The following is a 19,084-nucleotide window of genomic DNA, read 5'->3' on the forward strand; positions in this document are numbered from 1 at the left end:
GCCAAGATCAATGACCGTGGGCGACCGCGCGGTGCGTGCAGCGTGACTTGCCGGCCGCCGGTGCGACAGCTGCGGCGGGATCAAATCGCGAACGACGTTTGCAGTTTACAGTAGATCAGTGAGTGACACAGCCGCCAACAGCGGCCCCGACCGGCAGCCGATCTGGAGCAGACCCGAACGTGGCAGTCGTGGCCCCGCGCCGACGCACAGTCGGGACGCCATCGTCGGGGCCGCGATCGCCCTGGCTGACGCCGAAGGGCTCGCCGCCGTGTCGATGCGCGCCGTGGCCGCGGCGCTCGGCACCGGCGCCGGATCTCTCTACCGCTACCTGTCCTCCCGCGACGACCTGCTCGACCTGATGACCGACCGGGCCGTGCGGGAGCTGCGGCCGTACCCGCAGGCCGAGGGGGACTGGTTGGACACCATGGTGCTGTTGGGCCGCCGGCAGTTGGCGCTGTTCGGCGCACATCCGTGGCTGCTCGACGTGTTCCACCGGCCCTCCGGCATCGGCCCGGAGACCCTGGCCTGGTTCGACAACTGCATCCGGGTCCTGGAACCCGTGCGCTGTTCCGCCGTCGCGAAGTTCGAGGCCATCGCGATGATGACCGGCGTGGTGAGCCTCTTCGCCCGCCGGGAGGCCGGCGCCGGGGCGTTCAGCTTCGCCGGGGTCGATCTCGCGGCGTACCCGCACCTGGTCGCGGCGTTCAGTCGGCCCTCCGGGCCGGCGCCCCGCGCGGACCTCGTCGAGCGGACCCTGCGGGGTCTGCTGACCGGCCTGCTGCTCGCCGAGCCGACCGAGGCGGGCTGACCGGGTCGGTGTGCGGGCGGTGTCAGAGGTACCGGCGGTAACCGACAGCGGTTTGTGCGAATCCGACGGACGCGTAGAAGCGGTGGGCGTCGGTCCGCGCGGCGTTCGACACCAACTGGACCTTGTAGCAGCCGGCCTCCGTTGCCTGCTCGAACGCCGCCAGCATGAGGGCCCGGGCGACCCCGCGGCGGCGCCATCCGGGCGCGACCACCACGTTCTCCACCACCATGTACGGTCGCGCGCCGTGGGTGAGGTTGGGGGCGACGAGGGTGTCCAGGGTGCCCACGAAGGCGTCCCCGGCGACGGCCAGCAGGAGGCGGCGGCCGGCCTGCGCGTGCAGGCCCCGCCAGGCGGTGATCAGCCGGGAGGCGTCCGGCCGCGCGTCACCGGGAGCGAGCTGCCACAGCACGTCGAAGACCTGCTCGGGGTCGTCCTGCGGCACGGCGGCGCGAACGACGAACTCGGCGCTCACCGTGCCGACGCCGGTGTGTCCAGGTCGGACACCGCGGGGTGCCGACGTGACGGTCGGGTGTGCCGGCAGAGCTGGCTGTCGACGTGCCTCACCATGCCGTCGAGGATACGTCTCCGGCCGCGCCCCGTGGCGGACGACGGCGACCGCCGCCGCCCACCACGGCGGTGGGCCCCAGGTCAGGCCCGCGCGGCCCGGATGGCGTCGCGGAGCGGGGTGCTCGGGCGGCCGAGCAGCCGGCTGAGGTCGTCGCTGTCGGTCACCAGCTCACCGTTGGCGATCGACTCATCCAGCGCGGCGACGAACCCGGCGGTGCCCGCGTCCAGGCCGACGTTCTCCAGGGCGGAGGCCAGCTCGGCGGCGGACATGTCCTGGTGGACGACGGTGGTGCCGGTCACCTCGGTGACGGCCTCGGCCAGTTCGTCGAAGGTGAACGCGGTGCCGCCCAGTTCGTAGACGGCGTTGCCGTCCTCCTCGCGGGTCAGCGCCGCCACGGCGGCTCCCGCGTAGTCGGCCCGTGTCGCGGCGGAGATCCTGCTGCCGCCGGTGGCGCCGAGGATCGTGCCGGACCCCAGGTACTGCGGCAGCTGGTCGGTGTAGTTCTCGGTGTACCAGCTGTTGCGCAGCACGGTGTACGTCAGACCGGACGCGGCCAGGACCTCCTCGGTGGCCTTGTGCTCCGGGGCGAGCGGGTTCGCGGTGGTGTCGGCCCTGAGGATGCTGGTGTAGACCAGGCGCTCGACCCCGGCGAGCTTGGCGGCGTCGATGACCGCGGTGTGCTGTGCGACGCGCTGACCGGGAGCGTCGCCGGAGATGAGCAGCAGGCGGCGTACGCCCGCCACGGCACCGGGCAGCGTGGACGGGTCGTCGTAGTTGGCCTTGCGGATCTCGACCCCGCGCGCGGCCAGGTCCGCGGCCTTCTCCGGATTCCGGACGATGGCGGCGACATCGGCGGCGGGCACGCCGTGATCGAGCAGCTGCTCGATCACCAGGCGGCCCAGCCGGCCGGTGGCGCCGGTGACGGCATACGTGGGCATGAGAACCTCCGACGGGTAGGGGGCAAATTCGCCAGCACTTACTAATCTATAGCACTTACTGATGGTGGGTATGGGATAGGCTGGTGAGGTGAGCGACATGCCGGCCCGGGATCCGGCGGGGCCTACCCAGGAATTCGTCAGCGATGTCTTCGCCCGGGGCTGCACTTCCCGTGCGGCCTTCGAGGACGTCACCTCGAAGTGGGCCTCGCTGGCCCTGTTGGCGCTCGGCGAGGGTCGCTACCGGTTCAACGCGCTGCGTCGCCGCATCGACGGGGTCAGCGAACGGATGCTCTCCCAGACCCTGCAGACCCTCGAACGCGACGGAATGCTCACCCGCGAGGTGCTCACCGCGATCCCACCGCGCGTCGAATACTCGCTGACCCCCCTCGGCGCCCGGGTCGCCGAGCAACTGCGTGGTCTCGCCGATCTGCTGGAGGCCGCGGTGCCCGAGTTGCAGACCGCCCGCGACAGCCACGAGCGCGATCGGGCCTAGACCTTGACCGGCGTCGCCGTCCGGGTCGCTCAACGTCTGCTGCCCCGGGGCATGACGCGCACTTGACGTTGACACTGTGCCAAGGCTTTGACTGGGTGCAGGAGGTGGTCCCCGTCAACTCGACATACCGGAATTCACAGGACGCGCGCCTGCTCGCCGCGTTGAGCGCCGAAAATTCGTCGACGCGGCTTCAGGCGGCTTTGACGATTGGCACGCGCGCCGAGTCCGGGCTCGTCGATGCGCTCGTGGCACGGTGCGCGACAGAGCCGGACTTCTTCGTCCGCGACATGCTCACGTGGGCGTTGACCCGCCTCCCGTCGGAGATCACGGTGCCCAGACTCCGTGCGGAACTCCGTTCGGAGCGCGCTCAGGCCCGAAGTCAGGCGTTGCACACGCTGTCCAAGATCGGTGACAGGAGTGCGTACCCCGCGATCACGCGGGCGTTGCTGCACGACGCCGACGACGAGGTTGCGCGAAGCGCATGGCGTGCTGCCGTCGTGCTCGTGCCCGACGGGGAACAGCGAGGGCTGGCCGCGGAGTTGGCCGCACAACTCGGTCGCGGTGACCGGAATGTGAAGCTGAGTCTCAGCCGAGCGCTGGTGGCACTCGGAGACGTGATCGAGCCGGCCCTGCGGACGGGAATGGCGAGCGACGACCCGACGGTGAGTGCGCATGCCCGCGCCACGAAGCTGCTCCTGCGCGACCCGGATGTCGGCTTCGACGCAGCCGTCGACGAGGCGAAGCGGATCACCGCGCTCGGCCCGACACGAGTCGAGGGCACCGCGTGCTGATCGGCGAGGTGGCACGCCGCTCGGGGGTGAGTACCCGGATGCTCAGGCACTACGACTCCCTCGGGCTGGTGCGACCAACAGGCCGCACCAGGGGTGGATACCGTGCGTACTCCGCCGAGGACATCCGCCGGATCTTCCACGTGGAGAGTCTGCGGTCCCTGGGATTGTCTCTGCGACAGATCAGACGTGCTCTGGAGAATCCTGCCTTCGCGCCGTCCGCGCTGGTCGGCGACCTCATTCGACGGACCGAGGACCGACTGAAGCGGGAGCAGGAGCTACTCGACCGCCTCCGCGTGGTCAACGCCTCGGCGCCCTCCGGCTGGCAGGGCGTCCTACGGATCGTCGAGCTCCTGCGGGGGCTCAACTCGCCCAGTGCCGCGCGCCGGCAGCAGACTGTCCTGAACCCGGCCGAGGGCGTGCCGGTTCCCATCGAGCTGCTGGCTGGGGCGGTTCTCGCCGAATCCGATCCGAACGTCGCCGGCGCCCTGCGGTGGGCCCTCGCGCGGGCGGGCGGTGACGGACTGGCGAGCGTGACGTCCGGCATGTGCTCGGAGAACGTCGACATCCGGCGGCGCGCGGTCCTGGCGATCGCGGAGATGTCCGGTGACGAGGCGACCGCGGTGCTCGCGGACGCACTCGGCGATTCGGACCCGACGGTGCGCAGGCACGCTGCGCTGGCATTGGGTACGCGTGGCGCGACCGAAGCCGTGCCGACACTCGTCGGCATGGTGGTCGAAGGCACGAACGACGTCGAAGCAGCCGAGGCCCTGGGGGCATTGGCACTGGACCCGGGATGCGCGGACCGGATCATGGGCGAACTGGTCCACGAGTTCGCCGCGCACACTGCCGACCCCGCAGTGCGGATACGCCTGACCCAGGCCCTCGCCGAGATGCCGGGGACCACCGCGCAGGGCACCCTGCAACAATTGGTCGACGACGACGATCAGACTGTCGCCCTCATCGCCTCGGCCCTCCTGAAAGCGTCCGAAGAGCGGTCCAACGGCTGAAGGCCCTGCCAGTAGCACCAGGTTTTGCGCCAGATCCCGTTCCGTTCTTCCGCGACCCCCTGATCGAGTTCGAACTACTCGTCTGGGGCTGGCCCGTTCCCGGCGAGCGGGCGGTGGACGGCGCGTCAGTTGGTGTCCTGCGCGCAGATCGTGGTCATCTCGGCCAGGTAGCTGGCCAGCGTCGGCAGGCCGGCCTCGGCCCGACGCCGCTCGACGCCCGGCTCGTCCCTGATCGGAGTCGCCGGGACGGGGCCGTCCGGTCCGCAGCGGATCTGTGTGCCGTACACCTGGGGCTCGCCCCTGCCCGCCGCGACCCGGTCCTCCAGGTAGGCCAGATTGCCCGGCGATGCCTGGCGTGCGGACACCGCTGCCCGCAGCAGGTCCAGCGCCTCCTGCTGGAAGGCCGGGTCCAGGTCGGAGTGCTGGGCGATCGCCCAGGCGGCGTTGCCGCCGTCCTCGCCCGCGAGGGCGAAGGTCGGCCAGCCGTGGGTACGGAGGATCTCCTTCAGCCGGGCGGTGCGGGCCTGGTCGGACTCGCTCTGCGGCGTGCCCTCGCGGTCGGCCTGGTCGCGCTTCAGCATGCCGACCAACTCGTCGTGCAGCGCCTTGTCGAAGGCGACGGGTGACCGGACGGCGGCGGACGGGGCGGCCGCGGACGGGGCGGCGGGGGAGGGGGCGCTCGGAGATGCGGGTGGCGAGCTGCTCGGCGGGTCGCCGGTCGACCTGGACGAGGTCCCGCAGGCGGCGAGGGTCAGCAGCGCCAGCAGCGGCACCGTGATCGGCGACGGGAGCTTCACGCCGCCGATTGTTGTCGGGTCGGCTCACCCCCACAAGGCGCGGACCGGGCCGCGGCTCAGGCGTTCAGCGTCTCGCGGGGCGGCACGCCGTAGCTGGCGTGGTAACGCGCGGTGAACCTGCTGTGGCTGGCGAACCCCCACCGACTGGCGATCGCCGAGACCGTTTCCTGGCGCGGGTCGGCGCGTACCAGGTCGTGGTGTGCCCGTACCAGCCGGATCCGACGCAGGTGGGCCATGGGGGTGGTGCCGAGATGACGGCGGAAGGCGAGTTGCACCGCCCGCAGCGAGACGCCGGCGGCGCCGGCGATGTCGGCCGCGCTGATGTCCCGGTCGGCGTGCTCCTCCAGGAACGTGATCGCCCGTCGCAGGGTGGCGGTGGTGGCGTCGTTCCGGTCCGTGGCGGTCGGTTCGGTGAACGCGGTGTTGGGAAAGACCGCGAGTGCCGCCGCGGCCAACATGCGGGCGGCGTTGCCGATCACCAGCGGTTGGGCTCCGGCGGCCGGACTGTTCAACACGACGTCCCGGACGAAGCTGGTGGTGTTGCGCCACTGTCGGGCGAGGGCCGTGCCGGCGGGACCCAGATCGGTGAACTGGATCCGGCCGGGCCGGCGAGCCGGCGCGGTGGTGGCCACCTGTGCCAGCACCGACAGGTCCAGTACGCAGAGTTCCACCTCGCCGGGGTGCCAGCGGACGGCGCACGGCTCCTCCGGCCGGGTGACGAGGAAGACCTCGCCGGGGCCGAACCGGTGGGCCGGCCCGGTGCAGGAGCGATCGACGCGCGCGGTGCGGGTGCGACCGATGACCAGCCCGCTGAGCCTGCTGGCATCGATCTCGAGGTGCCCGGTCTGGCGGGTGGTCGCGATGGCGAACGGACCGGTGTCGACGCGGTGGTGGGTGAGCCGGTACCCGTTCCTGCTCTCGACACGCAGCTTCGGGTCGTACGTGGCGGACAGGAACTCCTGAATGGCCGCCGGGTCACGGCTGTCGAACTGGTGGGTCTGCACTGGCGATGACGTCATCCGCTGTCTCCGTCCGGTGGAGGTGCCGCCCGGTGGTGGAACGGGTACCGACGGCACGATCGGGACGTGCCGGGGTGCTCGGCGGCGACCCGGCACGTCGTGAGCCGGCGGTGCGGTGAGGTGGAACGTCGCGAGCGGGACGGCAGCGACCGGTTGAGGGCGTCGGACCTGGTCTGACCAATCAGTGGCGCTGAGACGCAATATCCGTGAATGGGAATGTCACCATACGACAATCATTCGCCTGGCGTCCCGCGAATCACTGTGGTGTGTCGGCAGCTCGACTTCGTTTTCCGGCTAACGCGCCGAATGGTTCTACGTCTGCTGTCCTAGCCACCCTCGCGGCCGACAGCGAAATCTTGTTCATGATTCGTCGGAGGATGACCGGACCACTGCCGGCAGACCGGCCCACGAAAGGGGGAGACGTTGGACGCTGGTGATCCTGAACGCGTCGTTCGGCTGGCCGTCGCCGAGGCGCTGGCCCGGGTGGCGGACGAGGACAGCCTGGGTCTGGGCGAGGGCGACGCGCTGGAGAGGCTCGGCGGCGGGCTGCGCGCGGTGCTGCGCCGCGCACTCGACAACCGGGTGCCGCTGACCACGCCGGACTTCGTCGACCTCTGCCGTGAGCTGCGGCTGAATCGTGAGGTCTTCGATCTGTTGGGGCACTACCTGATGACCGCGTTGCTGACACAGCATGTCGGACCGGACGCCCTGATCCGCGTCGGAGTGCTCTTCGGCACCGTCGGGCGCTACCTGCCCGGCGCCCGTCCGGTCGTGCGCCGCAACGACGGTCCCGCGCCCCGCCGACGCGACGTACGCTCGGACAACAGCGTCGTCGGACGGTACCGCCGCTCCAAGCTGCCGGAGCACCTCCCCAGCCCACCGAGCTGGACCTGCACCGGGTGTGGCCGCGAGTGGCCCTGCGCCACGAAGCAGAGCCAACTGCTCGCCGAGTTCGGCGGAGCACGCGCCTCTCTCGCGGTCTATCTCGGCTCCTGCCTCGTCGCCGCGGCCCAGGACCTGCCCACGCTGCCGCTGCCTCGGGTCCGGCTCCGGTTTCTGGGCTGGCTGCCCCGGGCCCGGATCTGATCGGGGCCGTCGGCGGCCCACCGGTCGGCCCGGAGCAGTCGCGGCGCTCCCGGCGGCTGCCCTGAACCGGCCCCGGACCCCCGGATCGGACACACGGTGGGGTCGAGGGGTGACCCGCTGCTGTCCCGGTCCAGCGCTCCACCGGTCCGGGCCAGGGAGTTCATCGGACGCATCCGCCCCGTACGACCGGCGTTCATCGCCCTCTCCGAGGCTCCTTGATCGAAAGAGCATTCGCTTGATCGAGGAGAGGCTCTCACGTGAGAGACAAGCAACCCGAAGAGACCGAGCGCGCGCAGCTGTCGCGGCGCAAGTTGGTCAAGTACGCGGGCGTCGGTGCGACGCTGGCCGCGGCCAGCCCCCTGGTCGGTGCCGGCGCGGCGTGGGCCGACGAGGACCGCCGGCCGGGTGACGACGACAAGAGCGACCGGGGCGACTCCAAGAACCGGGCGTGGCGCGCTGGTGACCACCACATCCACTCCGAGTACAGCGGCGAGTTCGACACGACCAAGTCGCCGATCGTCTTCCACAAGGGCGCGGACGCGGTCTACCCGATCGTCACCAACGCCATCATGGCCAAGAACTTCGGCCTGACCTGGGCGATGTGCACCGACCACGGTGGACCGACCCACTCGAAGGTGAACATCGAGCAGGCGTACCCCGACCTGCTGCGGTCGCGCAAGCTGGTTCCCGAGGTGCTCCAGTTCTGGGGGATGGAGTTCGACGCGCCGTCGCTGGACCACCACACCCTGATGATCCCGCGCCACGACGACGAGGCGAAGCAGCTCTTCGAGCTGGAGAGCCGCTTCGCCAAGTACGACGCGTTCCCCACCGACCCGGCCCGGGACACCGAGGCGAAGATGGTCGAGTTCCTCAAGGTCGCCCGGGGTATGCCGCACAAGCCGCTGGTGATCGCCCACCACGCGTCCCGTTCCGCGCCCGGTCTCGGCGTCTACGGTCAGGACACCCCGCGCGAGTTCCGCAACGGCAACAATGCCGCGCCGGACGTCTACATCGGCTTCGAGGGCGCGCCCGGCCACCAGGCCGGTCCGCTCAACGGCGGCAAGCGGGGCGGGTACGGCAACCACCCCACCTACGGCGGCTTCGACCAGATGACCGCTCGGGTCGGTGGCCTGTGGGACTCGCTGCTCGGCGAGGGCCGTCGCTGGTGGATCACCGCGACCTCGGACTCGCACGTGCACTGGACCCGCGGTGGCTCCGACTTCTGGCCGGGCGAGTACAGCAAGACGTACGTGCACGCCCGCCAGGACTACGGCGACATCATGGACGGTCTGCGTAACGGCCGGATCTGGGTCACCACCGGTGACCTGATCCGCAGCCTCGACGTCACCGCCACGTCGCAGGGCAAGACCGCCGACGTGGGCCAGACGATCACGGTCAGCCGTCGCAGCCGTACCGATGTCGAGATCGAGATCACGTTCCGTCCGCTGGGCGGGGTGAACGCGAACGGTGACCGTCCCGAGGTCCGCCGGGTCGACCTGATCGTCGGTCAGATCACCGGCCCGAGCGCCAACCCGGACGCCGACACCAACCCCACCACCAGGGTGGCGGCCCGGTTCGGCCCGCGGGACTGGCACCGCAAGGGCGACAGCTACGTCATCCGGCACACTCTGCGCAACGTCGAGGCCGACACCTACGCGCGGGTGCGTGGCACCAGCACCGACGAGGCCGAGCCGCTCGCCGACGGGCTGGAGAGCCCGTGGGACGACCTGTGGTTCTACTCGAACCCGGTGTTCGTGCACGTGCGCTGACCGGGTGCGGTAGCGAATCGCGGGCCCGGCCCGCACCGCTCGACGGACGACGTCGGGTGGTGCGGGCCGGGCCCGCCCTGCCGTAACCGCAGGGCCTCCGTCGTCTCGGCTCCTCGGCGACGGGTCGGCGGCCTGTCAGTCGGGCTTGCGGCGGCGGGCGCGGGGGGCGGCGGTTCGTCCGCTGCGCACCGCCGCGGTGTCGGTCCGACGTGCGGTGGGTGCCGCCGGCGTCGGATCATCCCGCACCTGCGTGACCACCTCGCAGAGGTCACGCAGCGGGTCCACCGCCTGCGTCGAGCAGGCGACCTTCTGCAGCAGTGACCGCAGCGTCGCCGACTCGGCCGGTGTGAGCGCCCCCAGCAGGTGCGACTCGACCTGTCGAAGTGTCGACCGCCGCTGCTCCCAGGCGGCCCGGCCGGCGTCGGTGACGTCGATCAGCCGGTTGCGCCGGTCGGCCGGGTCCGCCCGACGGGCGACGAACCCGGGCCGCTCCAGGTCGTCGATCAGATACGTGAGGCCGGTGCGGTCGATGCCGAGTTCCTCGGCGATCGCGCCCTGGTTGCGAGCGGGTCCGTTGATCACCGCGGTGAGCAACTGGTAGCCGCGGGGGCCAGCGGGAAAGCCGGCGAGCGCGTGCTCGGCCGCCCGTACGTAGCCGCGGAAGGCGATCCCGAGCATCCAGCCCAGGTCGTCGTCGAGCGGATCGGGCCGGTCCGGCCGGTCACTGGCACCCGTCATCCCCCGAGAATAGCGCAGTGAGCCATACCTTATTGGCAACAGATGTTCTGGATGGCATAAGGTTGACGTCATGACGCATCACCCGAGGCGTCGCGGAGTTCGGGAGGCTCGCAGATGAGCGACTACGGCCACGACCTGGTCTTCGGATCCTTCGTCACGCCGAGCGCCGGCGATCCGGACCGTACGGTCGGCGTCGCCGTCCTGGCCGAGCAGGTCGGGCTGGACCTGGTCACCTTCCAGGATCATCCGTACCAGCCGGCGTTCCTCGACACCTGGACGCTGCTGAGCTTCGTCGCGGCCCGCACCAACCGGGTGCAGGTGGCGGCGAACGTGACGAACCTGCCACTGCGTCCGCCGGCGGTGCTCGCCCGCAGTGTGGCCAGCCTGGACCTGCTCAGCGGCGGTCGGATCAGCCTCGGTCTCGGGGCGGGAGCGTTCTGGGAGGCCATCGAGGCGATGGGTGGCCGGCGGCTGACGCCCGGCGAGGGCGTGCGGGCGCTGGAGGAGGCGATCGAGGTCATCCGTCAGCTCTGGGACGTCGAGACGCGCGGCGGAGTTCGGGTCGACGGCGAGTTCTACCGGGTGGTGGGTGCCAAGCGCGGTCCCGCTCCGGCCCACCCGGTGCCGATCTGGCTGGGTGCGTACAAGCCCCGGATGCTCCAACTCACCGGTCGCCGGGCCGACGGCTGGCTGCCGACACTGGGTTACCTTCAGCCCGGCGACCTGGCCAAGGGCAACGCGATCATCGACGACGCCGCACAGCAGGCCGGTCGGTCGCCGCGGGACGTGCGTCGGCTGCTGAACATCGCCGGGCAGTTCTCGGCCGTCGGGCGTGGCCCGCTGAACGGGCCCGCCGAGCAGTGGGCGGAGGAGCTGGCCGAGCTGGCGCTGGGGGAGGGCGTGAGCGCCTTCATCCTCGGCAGCGACGACCCGGACGACCTGCGCCGGTTCGCCGGCGAGGTGGCTCCCGCCGTCCGCGAACTGGTGGCGGCCGAACGGGACGGTGACGCGGCTGCGGAGCGTACGCCGGCACAGCCGGAGCCGGTCGCGGCGCCGCCGGTCCGGTCGAGCCGCGCCACCGTGACCGGCGGCGCGTTCGCCGTGGTGCCGACGCCCGACGACGGCGTACGGCGAAGCGAGCGGCAGGTCTGGGACGAGTCGACCCGGCCGACCGGTCCCGCGCCCGACCCGGAGCGCACCTACACCCCGCACGAGCAGGCCACCGGCGCCCACCTCGTGCAGATCCACGACGGCCTGCGCGCCGAGCTGGCCCAGATCCACGACCTGATCGAGCAGGTGGCGGCCGGCGAGATCGACGCCGGCGCGGCCCGGTCGCACATCAACACGATGACCATGCGGCAGAACCGGTGGACGCTCGGCGTCTACTGCGAGTCGTACTGCCGCATCGTCACCACCCACCACACCATCGAGGACCAGTCGTTCTTCCCCCGGTTGCGGGCGCGTGACCCCCGACTCGGCCCGGTGGTCGACCGGCTGGAGCAGGAGCATCACGTCATCCACGACGTGCTGGAGGGCGTCGACCGGGCCCTGGTCGCATACGTCGGGTCTCCGGACGGCCTCGCCGAGCTGCGCGCCGCCGTGGACCTGCTGACCGACGCCCTGTTGTCGCACCTCAGCTACGAGGAGCGGGAACTGGTCGAGCCGTTGGCGCGGTTGGGCATCGCCTGATCATCGCGGCGTCGCCGCGGCTCGGGGTTGCTCCGATCTGATCTGAGAGACTACTCTCGAAACATGTCTCTCAAGAATCCGTACGGGGATTTCGAGATCACCGAGCCGCAGGCACTGCGGGCGTTGGCCCACCCGGTCCGGCTGGCCATCCTCGACCGTCTCCAACGGCACGGCCCGGCCACCGCCACCGGGCTCTCACCGCACGTCGGCGCCACCCCGTCGGTGGTCAGCTGGCACCTGCGACACCTCGCGACGTTCGGCCTGGTCATCGACGCGGAGGGCACCACCAGCAAGCGTGAGCGCTGGTGGCAGGCGGCCTCCCGAGGCTTCCGCTTCACGCTGCCCGACGATGCCGAGGGGCAGGCGGCGGGCCGTCAGCTGCGCGGCGAGATGTTCGCCCGGGTCGCCGAGGCGCCGCAGCAGTGGCTGCTGCGGGACGAACCCCGACTGGACGCGCGGTGGCGCGGGGTGGCCGGAGTGGCCGACACCCGGTTCGTGGCCACCCCCGAGGAGCTGCGACAGCTGGAGGCCGCGATCGAGGAGCTGATCGCCCCCTACGTGCGGCGCAAGGACGACGACGCGGCGCCGGCCGACGCTCAGGTCGTCCGGATGCTGCGCTACCTGCTCCCCGAGCCCGGCGACGACGCGGCCGCGTCATGACCGCCACCGCCACCGCGCCTTTGCCGGCCCTGCACCGTGACCGCCGGTTCCGCACCTTCTGGATCAGCGAGACGATCTCCGCATTCGGCGATCGGATCAGCGAGCTGGCCCTACCGCTGATCGCCGTCACCCTGCTCACCGCGACGCCCGTGCAGGTCAGCGTCCTGACCGCGTTGATCTGGCTGCCCAACCTGCTGGGTCTGTTCCTGGGTGCCTGGGTGGACCAGCGCACCCACAAGCGCCGACTCCTGATCATCGCGGACCTGGTCCGCGCGGCGGTGCTGCTCAGCCTGCCGGTGGCCTACCTGTTCGACGCGATCACGCTCACCCAGCTCTACCTGGTGGCACTGCTGACCGGCCTCGGGGCGGTGCTGTTCGCCATGGCGCGTCAGGCGTTCTTCGTCGCCCTGGTGCCGCGCTCGGCGTACGTGGACGCGACCAGCAAGCTGAGCATGAGCCGGTCGCTGTCCTTCATCGCGGGGCCGGCGGTCGGCGGTGGGCTGGTCCAGGCGCTCAGCGCGCCGGTCGCGATCGTCGTCGACGCGGTGTCCTTTCTCGGCTCCGCGCTGCTGCTCAGCCGCATCCCGGTCACCGAGCCGCCGCCCCCGCCCCGTCGGACGTCCACTCTCGGTCTGGTCCGCGAAGGGCTCACGCTGGTGCTGCGACACCCGGTGCTGCGGGCCGCCCTCGGCTGCACCAGTACTGTCAACTTCTTCACCTTCATCGCGAGCGCGCTGCTGGTGCTCTACGCCAGCCGCGAACTCGACCTGTCGGCCGGCGCGATCGGCGTCGCCTTCGGATTCGGCGCGCTCGGCGGATTCGCGGGCGCCGCGCTCGCTCCACGGGTGTCGCGCGCCGTCGGTCTGGGCCGTACCGCCATGATCGGCGCGGTGCTCTTTCCCGCGCCGCTGGCACTGACCGCGCTGGTTTCCGGATCCACCTGGACGAAGGTCGCCATGCTGGCGGCCATCGAGCTGGTGTCCAGCGTCGGGGTGATGCTGATGGACGTGAACCTGAACGCCCTCCTCACCGCCGTGACACCCGACGACGCGCGAGGACGCCGGGCCGGCGCCTACAGCGCCGTCAACTACGGCATCAGACCGCTCGGCGCGCTGGTCGGCGGTGCGTTGGGCACCACCGTCGGGCTGCGGCCCGCCCTGGTCGTCGCCGGTCTGGGTGGCGTGCTCGCCGTGCTGTGGTTGCTCGCCTCACCGGTGCGCCACATCAGGACCCTCGACGAACCGGTGGCCTGACCGCTGCCATGGAGGCTCGCGCCGCGGTAGCCGGAGCTGCGGCCCAGGCGGACGCGAATCAGGCGGCCTGGGCCAGCAGAATCCGGGCCAGCTCGGCGGGCTGGGAGAACATCGGCCAGTGGCCGGTGTCCATGGTGACCAGCCGCCAGTGGTCGCTGGTCAGCAGCTTGGCCACCGTGTCGTTGGGCTCGGGCCCGTCGAGGAGACACTTGACGTACGTCGCCGGCAACTCACCCAGCGGACGGCTCAGCACGGCCGGCTCGGTCAGCGTGGCGCCCGGGTGCGGTGTGGAGCCCTCAACCAGGCGCGTGACCTGCTCGTCGGTGAGGCCCTGACCGTCGAGGTCGGCCGCACCGAGCGGCGCCCACTGGCCGCCGTTGTCGGCGAGTTGCGCCTCGAAGGCGGCCCGGCCCTGCCACCAACCGGACGCGAACGACCCGCCGTCGACCGGCACCTCCGAGTCGACGAAGACCAACCGGGCCAACCGATCGCCGATGCGCTCGGCGGCCTGACCCACCGGGATGCCCGAGTAGCTGTGCCCGACCAGCACCACGTCGCGCAGGTCGTGACGCTCAATCTCGTCGACGACGTCCTGCACGTGGGTCTGCTGCCCGGCGGGCACCTCCCGCCTGTCGGCGAGGCCGGAGAGGGTCAGCGGGTGCGTGCCGTGGCCGGCCGCCCGCAGTGGCGGCACCACCTCGTCCCATGCCCACGACCCCAGCCACGCCCCCGCCACCAACACGAAATCAGCCATGGCCGGGAGCGTAACGCCGACCTGCGACAGGTCGGAGGGTCACGACCAGGTCCCGAATTCGGGGGCCCGGGGAGCGCCGCGTAGCCGCGGTCGCGGGAGTGGACAGTCAGGCGTGGTCCAGTGCGGGCGGTCCGGCCTCGACCGGCATCCGGTAGACCTGGACCGGATAGTCGACCGCCGCGTGCCCGCCGTTGAGCCCGGCGCTCAGGTGCAGCTGGGCCGCCGGCATCCAGAGCCGGGCCTCGGTGTCGACCCACATCGCGTCCACCCAGGCCAGCCGGGGGTCGGCGACGAGCGTACGCACGCTGCGGTCGGGTGCGAGGGCGAGGACGCGCCGCCGTTGCACGTCGCTGAGGTAGATGGTGCCGGTGGCGTCGATGGCCGTGCCGCCGGTACTGGGAGTGTCACACCACCGTTCGACCCTCCGGGCCATCTCGTCGGCGGACACCGACGGGTCGTCCAACCAGCGGGTGGCGATCCGGGACATCCCGCCGGAGGCCGGCTGGTAGTACAGCCAGCGACCGTCCGGCGACACCTCCAGCTGGTCGACGTGCAGGCGAACCTCGGCGCCGTCAGGGTCGCGCAGCGTACGACCGTCGGCCACCAACGGCCCGCCCACCGTGCTCGGATGCCCGTCCAACACGCGTCGGGACCGACCCGAGTCGAGGTCGAGCACGATGAGGCCGGCCGCCCCCGCGTCGCTGAGGTACGCCACCGGGCCGTTGAACCGGACGTCGTCGACGTAGCTGTTCGGCTGCACGGCCTCGTCCAGGTGGTAGACCCGCTCGACGCGGTCGCCGTCCAGGTCGACCACGATCAGCCGGGCGCCGCCCGGCACCTGTGCGCCGCCGACCTGCGGCGCACCCGAGTCGATGATCCACAACCGGCCGTCCGGGCCGGCACGCAAGCCGTTGACGTGCACGAACGCCCCGTCCGGCGGCTGATCAGCCCGATTCCAGGCGACATCGGGGTACGGTTCGCGGCGGCCGTCCGGCAGCGCCTCGACCACCTGGACGCCGGGACGGTCCGCCGATGGATAACTCAGGAACACCCGCCCGCGCAGGGTTGTCACACCCGTGCACACCCGTTCCTCCTGGAGCACCGACGTCAACCGGGAATCCTCCGTGGTGGGCAGCGACGACATCGACCCGCTCCTCACTCGCCCGGCGGCGCGTTCGGCTCAGCCGGTGGCCGACGGCTTCGGCCATCCGGCCCGGTATCCCCGCAGCGCACCGGGCGAAACCGCCGGCTCTCAGCGCAGTCGGCGCCCGGCCAGGCCGCACACCGGCAGGCGTTCAGGCTGGCCAGCCGGCGCTCAGCCGGCCGGCGGGACCTGCGGGCCGACCTGGGCGGCGAGCCGCTTGGGGGCCAGCACGCGGTAGCTCTCGGTGAGCAACTCACCCACCTCCTCCCAGTCGGTGTTTCCGTCCAGGACCATGCCCAGCACGTTCGGAGCCCACTCCGGTTTGTAGAACGGGTGGCCCATGCCGAGCAGCCCGGCGATCTCGTCGAGTGGCGACCGGAAGGTCAGCAGGCAGGCGGGCTGGTCGAGGGCGGCGGCCCGGGCGTGGACCGGCTGACGGTCGGGGTCGACGGTGAGCACGTGGGCGAAGGTCCGCTTGCGAATCCGCCAGCGGACGCCCACCCAGGCGGGCTCCTCGTAGGTCTCCGGCAGACCGAGGCAGACCGGCCGCAGCCGGTCGAGGACCTCGGGCGGGACGTCTCCGGGTGCGGTCACGGCCACCGACGCTAGTCGGGCGGTGTGACACGTTCCGCTCCGTGGACCGCACCGGGGCCGGTGGTGCCCGCCCTGTCGATCGGCCAGGATGGGCCGGGGGCGACCGTGGGCCGTCGTCCCGACCCGACCCGCCCCCGTGCCCGCTGAGGAGTGCCGTGCCGTCCACCCTGCTCTCCCGCCGTGACCTCGACTTCCTGCTGCACGAGTGGTTGCGGGTGTCCGACCTCGTCGAGCGCCCCCGCTACGCCGAGCACTCCCGGGAGACCTTCGACGACGCCCTGGATCTCGCCGAGCGGGTGGCCACCGAGCAGTTCGCCCCGCACAACCGCGCCGCCGACCTGGCCGAGCCCACCTTCGACGGGCAACGGGTGCGGCTGATCCCGCAGGTCCGCGCCGCGTTGGACAGTTTCGCCGAGACGGGTCTGCTCACCGCGGGGTTGGACGCCAGCATCGGTGGTCTGCAACTGCCACACGCGGTCGCGGCGGCCTGCTTCACCTGGTTCCAGGCCGCCAACGTGGCCACCTCGGCGTACCCGTTCCTCACCCTGGGCAACGCCAACCTGCTGCTGGCGCACGGCAGCCCCGAGCAGGTGGACACCTACGTGCGTCCCATGCTGGACGGCCGGTTCTTCGGCACCATGTGCCTGTCCGAGCCGCATGCCGGCAGTTCGCTGGCCGACATCACCACCCGTGCCGAGCCGCAGGCGGACGGCACGTACCGGCTCTTCGGGACCAAGATGTGGATCTCCGGCGGCGATCACGAGCTGGCCGAGAACATCGTCCACCTGGTGCTGGCGCGCATCCCCGGCGCGCCGCCCGGGGTCAAGGGCATCTCGCTGTTCATCGTGCCCAAGGTCCTGGTCGGCCCGGACGGGTCGCTCGGTGAGCGCAACGACGTGGTGCTGGCCGGGCTCAACCACAAGATGGGCTTCCGGGGCACCACCAACACCCTGCTCAGCTTCGGCGACGGCGGGCACACCCCGGACGGTCGTGCCGGTGCGGTCGGCCACCTGGTCGGCGCCCCGCACCAGGGTCTGGCACAGATGTTCCACATGATGAACGAGGCCCGGATCGGGGTCGGGGCCGGCGCCACCGCGCTGGGCTACACCGGCTATCTCAAGAGCCTGGCGTACGCGAAGGAACGGCCGCAGGGCCGCCCGGTCGGTGCGAAGGACCCGGCCGCCGCGCAGGTGCCGATCATCGACCACCCTGACGTACGACGAATGCTGCTGGCGCAGAAGAGCTACGTGGAGGGGGCACTGGCACTGGTGCTCTACTGCGCGCGGCTGCTCGACGAGCAGAAGACCGCCCCGGCCGAGGCCGACCGCGATCGCGCCCACCTGCTGCTGGACGTGCTCACCCCGATCACCAAGAGTTGGCCGTCGCAGTGGTGCCTGACCGCCAACGACCTGGCGATCCAGGTGCTCGGGGGCGCCGGCTACACCCGCGACCACGACGTGGAGCAGCACTACCGGGACAACCGGCTCAACCCGATCCACGAGGGCACCCACGGCATCCAGGCGCTGGATCTGCTGGGGCGCAAGGTGACCATGCAGGGCGGCGCCGGTCTCGCCCTGCTGACCTCGACGATCGGCGACACGGTCGAGCGGGCCGGCAAGGCCGGCGGTGAGGCGGCCGAGCTGGCGGGCCGGCTGGCCGCCGCGGTGGACCGGGTCACTGCGGTCACCCGTCGACTGTGGGCCGACGGCGACCCGGTGCTCGCGCTGGCCAACGCCAGCGCCTACCTGGAGGCCGTCGGGCACGTGGTGATCGCGTGGATGTGGTTGGAACAGATGCTGGCGCTGCCGCCGGAGGGGGCCGGTGACGCGTTCCACGCCGGCAAGCGGCAGGCCGCCCGTTACTTCTTCACCGTCGAGTTGCCCCGCACCGGCCCGCAGTTCGATCTGCTGGACAGCCGGGACCGGACGACCCTCGACATGCTCCCGGACTGGTTCTGACCAGGGTCACCGGCGGCGGGTCCGGTGGTTCATGGCCTGCCGTCCCTTGACGATGCCCAGGATGATCACGATCACCAGCGCGATCAGACCGATGATGATCAGCCAACGGACCGCCTCGAGGATCAACCCGAGCAGGATCAGCACGCCGGCGACCACGCCGACCACCCAGAGCAGTGCGCGCATGTCGACCTCCCGTAACCGGCCGCGCCTGGTGCGGCCGGCCCCGGTTTCACCTTCCCCGCCCGGCCGACACCATGCGCGAGCGGCGTACCGGAGTCGATCAGGAGGCGGTACGCGCCACGTAGACGGTGTTGGCCGACTCCCCACCGGTCAGCGGGTTGGCGAACGGCACCACGTGTGCGCGTACGCTCGCGAACACCTCGGTGAGGGCCCCGGTGAAGTCGGCGTCCGGCGGGTCGTCCGACCAGAGCGCGAAGACGCCCTCGGGGCGGAGCAGGGCGGCCAGCCGGCGCAGCCCGGCCGGCGAATAGAACGCCGCGTGGCTCGGGTGCAGGACGTTACGCGGGGAGTGGTCGACGTCGAGCAGCACGGCGTCGAACCGCCGACCGGGCACCTCGCCGTCGAAGCCGGTCTCACCGGCCACCGCCGCGAAGAAGTCGGCCTGCACGAAGCGGGTGCGCGGGTCCTCGGCGAGCCCCGCCGCGAACGGCAGCAACCCCCGCCGGTGCCAGTCGATCACGTCCTCGATGGCCTCCACCACCAGCAGCGACCGCACCCGTGGGTCGGCCAGTGCCGCGCAGGCGGTGTAACCCAGCCCGAGACCACCCACCACCACGTCGAGCGAGTCACCGGCCACCTCGGCGAGACCGAGCCGGGCCAACTCGATCTCCGCGACCGGGAAGAGGCTGGACATCAGGAACTCGTCGTCGAGCTTGACCTCGTACACCTCGACCTGTAGTGCCGGGTCGCGGCGTCGGCGCAGGCTGATCGCGCCGATCGGAGTCTCCCGCCAGGCCAGCTCTTCGAAACGCGCGCCCACGGGTGCCCTCTCGCCGCC

20 protein-coding genes are annotated in these 19,084 nt (G+C 71.5%); 10 read left to right on the forward strand and 10 right to left on the reverse strand.

Annotated elements, in window-relative coordinates:
• The first annotated feature begins 118 nt into the window (after positions 1-118).
• The gene (locus tag AB0J33_RS25915; protein ID WP_363616805.1) at positions 119-808 is read left to right on the forward strand and encodes a helix-turn-helix domain-containing protein; all 690 of its coding nucleotides are present in this window, start codon (positions 119-121) and stop codon (positions 806-808) included.
• A gap of 22 nt (positions 809-830) precedes the next feature.
• Here AB0J33_RS25915 and AB0J33_RS25920 read toward each other — a convergent pair whose 3' ends face one another.
• Together AB0J33_RS25920 and AB0J33_RS25925 are read right to left on the reverse strand one after the other, a co-directional pair.
• Positions 831-1,280, reverse strand: a complete 450-nt coding sequence (locus AB0J33_RS25920) for a GNAT family N-acetyltransferase (RefSeq protein WP_363616807.1) — start codon at positions 1,278-1,280, stop codon at positions 831-833.
• A gap of 176 nt (positions 1,281-1,456) precedes the next feature.
• Positions 1,457-2,314: an SDR family oxidoreductase gene (locus tag AB0J33_RS25925; protein WP_363616809.1), complete on the reverse strand. Its 858-nt coding sequence runs from the start codon at positions 2,312-2,314 to the stop codon at positions 1,457-1,459.
• Positions 2,315-2,411: 97 nt separating this feature from the next.
• Here AB0J33_RS25925 and AB0J33_RS25930 point away from each other — a divergent pair, with 97 nt between their 5' ends.
• The 3 genes from AB0J33_RS25930 to AB0J33_RS25940 all read left to right on the forward strand — a co-directional run bounded on the left by AB0J33_RS25930 (position 2,412) and on the right by AB0J33_RS25940 (position 4,605).
• On the forward strand, positions 2,412-2,807 hold the full coding sequence (locus AB0J33_RS25930) for a helix-turn-helix domain-containing protein (RefSeq protein WP_363616902.1): 396 nt from the start codon (positions 2,412-2,414) through the stop codon (positions 2,805-2,807).
• 104 nt (positions 2,808-2,911) lie between these two features.
• Complete coding sequence (locus AB0J33_RS25935; RefSeq protein ID WP_363616904.1) at positions 2,912-3,598, forward strand: HEAT repeat domain-containing protein; 687 nt, start codon at positions 2,912-2,914, stop codon at positions 3,596-3,598.
• Positions 3,592-4,605 carry a HEAT repeat domain-containing protein gene (locus tag AB0J33_RS25940; RefSeq protein ID WP_363616811.1) on the forward strand — a complete coding sequence of 338 codons (1,014 nt, stop codon included), beginning with the start codon at positions 3,592-3,594 and terminating at the stop codon, positions 4,603-4,605. Before AB0J33_RS25935 ends, AB0J33_RS25940 begins: the two co-directional genes overlap by 7 nt.
• A 125-nt stretch (positions 4,606-4,730) precedes the next feature.
• On the opposite strand, the gene AB0J33_RS25945 is transcribed toward AB0J33_RS25940, so the two are convergent.
• Together AB0J33_RS25945 and AB0J33_RS25950 are read right to left on the reverse strand one after the other, a co-directional pair.
• Positions 4,731-5,402 (reverse strand): DUF6624 domain-containing protein, encoded by a 672-nt coding sequence (locus AB0J33_RS25945; RefSeq protein ID WP_363616813.1) that lies wholly within the window; start codon positions 5,400-5,402, stop codon positions 4,731-4,733.
• 56 nt (positions 5,403-5,458) lie between these two features.
• The gene (locus AB0J33_RS25950; RefSeq protein ID WP_363616815.1) at positions 5,459-6,421 is read right to left on the reverse strand and encodes a helix-turn-helix transcriptional regulator; all 963 of its coding nucleotides are present in this window, start codon (positions 6,419-6,421) and stop codon (positions 5,459-5,461) included.
• A 423-nt stretch (positions 6,422-6,844) separates the two neighbouring features.
• Here AB0J33_RS25950 and AB0J33_RS25955 point away from each other — a divergent pair, with 423 nt between their 5' ends.
• Together AB0J33_RS25955 and AB0J33_RS25960 are read left to right on the forward strand one after the other, a co-directional pair.
• A complete protein-coding gene (locus AB0J33_RS25955; protein WP_363616817.1) occupies positions 6,845-7,507 on the forward strand; it encodes a hypothetical protein in 663 nt (220 codons plus the stop codon).
• 257 nt (positions 7,508-7,764) lie between these two features.
• Positions 7,765-9,276, forward strand: a complete 1,512-nt coding sequence (locus tag AB0J33_RS25960; protein WP_363616819.1) for a phosphoesterase — start codon at positions 7,765-7,767, stop codon at positions 9,274-9,276.
• A 135-nt stretch (positions 9,277-9,411) separates the two neighbouring features.
• Here the strand turns inward: AB0J33_RS25960 and AB0J33_RS25965 are convergent, their stop codons facing one another.
• On the reverse strand, positions 9,412-10,014 hold the full coding sequence (locus AB0J33_RS25965) for a MarR family winged helix-turn-helix transcriptional regulator (RefSeq protein ID WP_363616821.1): 603 nt from the start codon (positions 10,012-10,014) through the stop codon (positions 9,412-9,414).
• Positions 10,015-10,128: 114 nt separating this feature from the next.
• Here AB0J33_RS25965 and AB0J33_RS25970 point away from each other — a divergent pair, with 114 nt between their 5' ends.
• From AB0J33_RS25970 to AB0J33_RS25980, 3 genes are all read left to right on the forward strand, one after another.
• Positions 10,129-11,703 (forward strand): LLM class flavin-dependent oxidoreductase, encoded by a 1,575-nt coding sequence (locus AB0J33_RS25970; protein WP_363616823.1) that lies wholly within the window; start codon positions 10,129-10,131, stop codon positions 11,701-11,703.
• Between the two features lie 63 nt (positions 11,704-11,766).
• Positions 11,767-12,363 (forward strand): helix-turn-helix domain-containing protein, encoded by a 597-nt coding sequence (locus AB0J33_RS25975; protein ID WP_363616825.1) that lies wholly within the window; start codon positions 11,767-11,769, stop codon positions 12,361-12,363.
• Positions 12,360-13,616, forward strand: a complete 1,257-nt coding sequence (locus tag AB0J33_RS25980) for an MFS transporter (RefSeq protein WP_363616827.1) — start codon at positions 12,360-12,362, stop codon at positions 13,614-13,616. The genes AB0J33_RS25975 and AB0J33_RS25980 overlap by 4 nt, the downstream gene beginning before the upstream one ends.
• A gap of 58 nt (positions 13,617-13,674) precedes the next feature.
• Here the strand turns inward: AB0J33_RS25980 and AB0J33_RS25985 are convergent, their stop codons facing one another.
• The 3 genes from AB0J33_RS25985 to AB0J33_RS25995 form a co-directional block, all read right to left on the reverse strand.
• The gene (locus AB0J33_RS25985) at positions 13,675-14,370 is read right to left on the reverse strand and encodes an alpha/beta hydrolase (protein WP_363616829.1); all 696 of its coding nucleotides are present in this window, start codon (positions 14,368-14,370) and stop codon (positions 13,675-13,677) included.
• Between the two features lie 106 nt (positions 14,371-14,476).
• Positions 14,477-15,514 carry an L-dopachrome tautomerase-related protein gene (locus AB0J33_RS25990; protein ID WP_363616831.1) on the reverse strand — a complete coding sequence of 346 codons (1,038 nt, stop codon included), beginning with the start codon at positions 15,512-15,514 and terminating at the stop codon, positions 14,477-14,479.
• A gap of 171 nt (positions 15,515-15,685) precedes the next feature.
• Complete coding sequence (locus AB0J33_RS25995; protein ID WP_363616833.1) at positions 15,686-16,108, reverse strand: MmcQ/YjbR family DNA-binding protein; 423 nt, start codon at positions 16,106-16,108, stop codon at positions 15,686-15,688.
• Positions 16,109-16,263: 155 nt separating this feature from the next.
• Between AB0J33_RS25995 and AB0J33_RS26000 the strand changes: the two genes are divergently transcribed.
• Positions 16,264-18,066, forward strand: coding sequence for an acyl-CoA dehydrogenase (locus AB0J33_RS26000; RefSeq protein ID WP_363616835.1), 1,803 nt, complete (start codon positions 16,264-16,266; stop codon positions 18,064-18,066).
• A 6-nt stretch (positions 18,067-18,072) separates the two neighbouring features.
• Here AB0J33_RS26000 and AB0J33_RS26005 read toward each other — a convergent pair whose 3' ends face one another.
• On the reverse strand, positions 18,073-18,249 hold the full coding sequence (locus AB0J33_RS26005; protein WP_363616837.1) for a hypothetical protein: 177 nt from the start codon (positions 18,247-18,249) through the stop codon (positions 18,073-18,075).
• Positions 18,250-18,346: 97 nt separating this feature from the next.
• Positions 18,347-19,066: a spermidine synthase gene (locus AB0J33_RS26010; protein ID WP_363616839.1), complete on the reverse strand. Its 720-nt coding sequence runs from the start codon at positions 19,064-19,066 to the stop codon at positions 18,347-18,349.
• Between the last annotated feature and the right edge of the window lie 18 nt (positions 19,067-19,084).

This window comes from Micromonospora sp. NPDC049645, from assembly GCF_040675155.1.
Taxonomy (GTDB): Bacteria; Actinomycetota; Actinomycetes; order Mycobacteriales; family Micromonosporaceae; genus Micromonospora.

What these genes read in the sequence shown, in the direction of transcription:
- AB0J33_RS25925 (WP_363616809.1), bottom strand. Translation starts at nt 2,314, where the DNA reads ATGCCCACGTATGCCGTCACCGGCGCCACCGGCCGGCTGGGCCGCCTG.
- AB0J33_RS25930 (WP_363616902.1), top strand. Translation starts at nt 2,412, where the DNA reads ATGCCGGCCCGGGATCCGGCGGGGCCTACCCAGGAATTCGTCAGCGAT.
- AB0J33_RS25950 (WP_363616815.1), bottom strand. Translation starts at nt 6,421, where the DNA reads ATGACGTCATCGCCAGTGCAGACCCACCAGTTCGACAGCCGTGACCCG.
- AB0J33_RS25965 (WP_363616821.1), bottom strand. Translation starts at nt 10,014, where the DNA reads ATGACGGGTGCCAGTGACCGGCCGGACCGGCCCGATCCGCTCGACGAC.
- AB0J33_RS25970 (WP_363616823.1), top strand. Translation starts at nt 10,129, where the DNA reads ATGAGCGACTACGGCCACGACCTGGTCTTCGGATCCTTCGTCACGCCG.
- AB0J33_RS25975 (WP_363616825.1), top strand. Translation starts at nt 11,767, where the DNA reads ATGTCTCTCAAGAATCCGTACGGGGATTTCGAGATCACCGAGCCGCAG.
- AB0J33_RS25980 (WP_363616827.1), top strand. Translation starts at nt 12,360, where the DNA reads ATGACCGCCACCGCCACCGCGCCTTTGCCGGCCCTGCACCGTGACCGC.
- AB0J33_RS25985 (WP_363616829.1), bottom strand. Translation starts at nt 14,370, where the DNA reads ATGGCTGATTTCGTGTTGGTGGCGGGGGCGTGGCTGGGGTCGTGGGCA.
- AB0J33_RS25990 (WP_363616831.1), bottom strand. Translation starts at nt 15,514, where the DNA reads ATGTCGTCGCTGCCCACCACGGAGGATTCCCGGTTGACGTCGGTGCTC.
- AB0J33_RS26005 (WP_363616837.1), bottom strand. Translation starts at nt 18,249, where the DNA reads ATGCGCGCACTGCTCTGGGTGGTCGGCGTGGTCGCCGGCGTGCTGATC.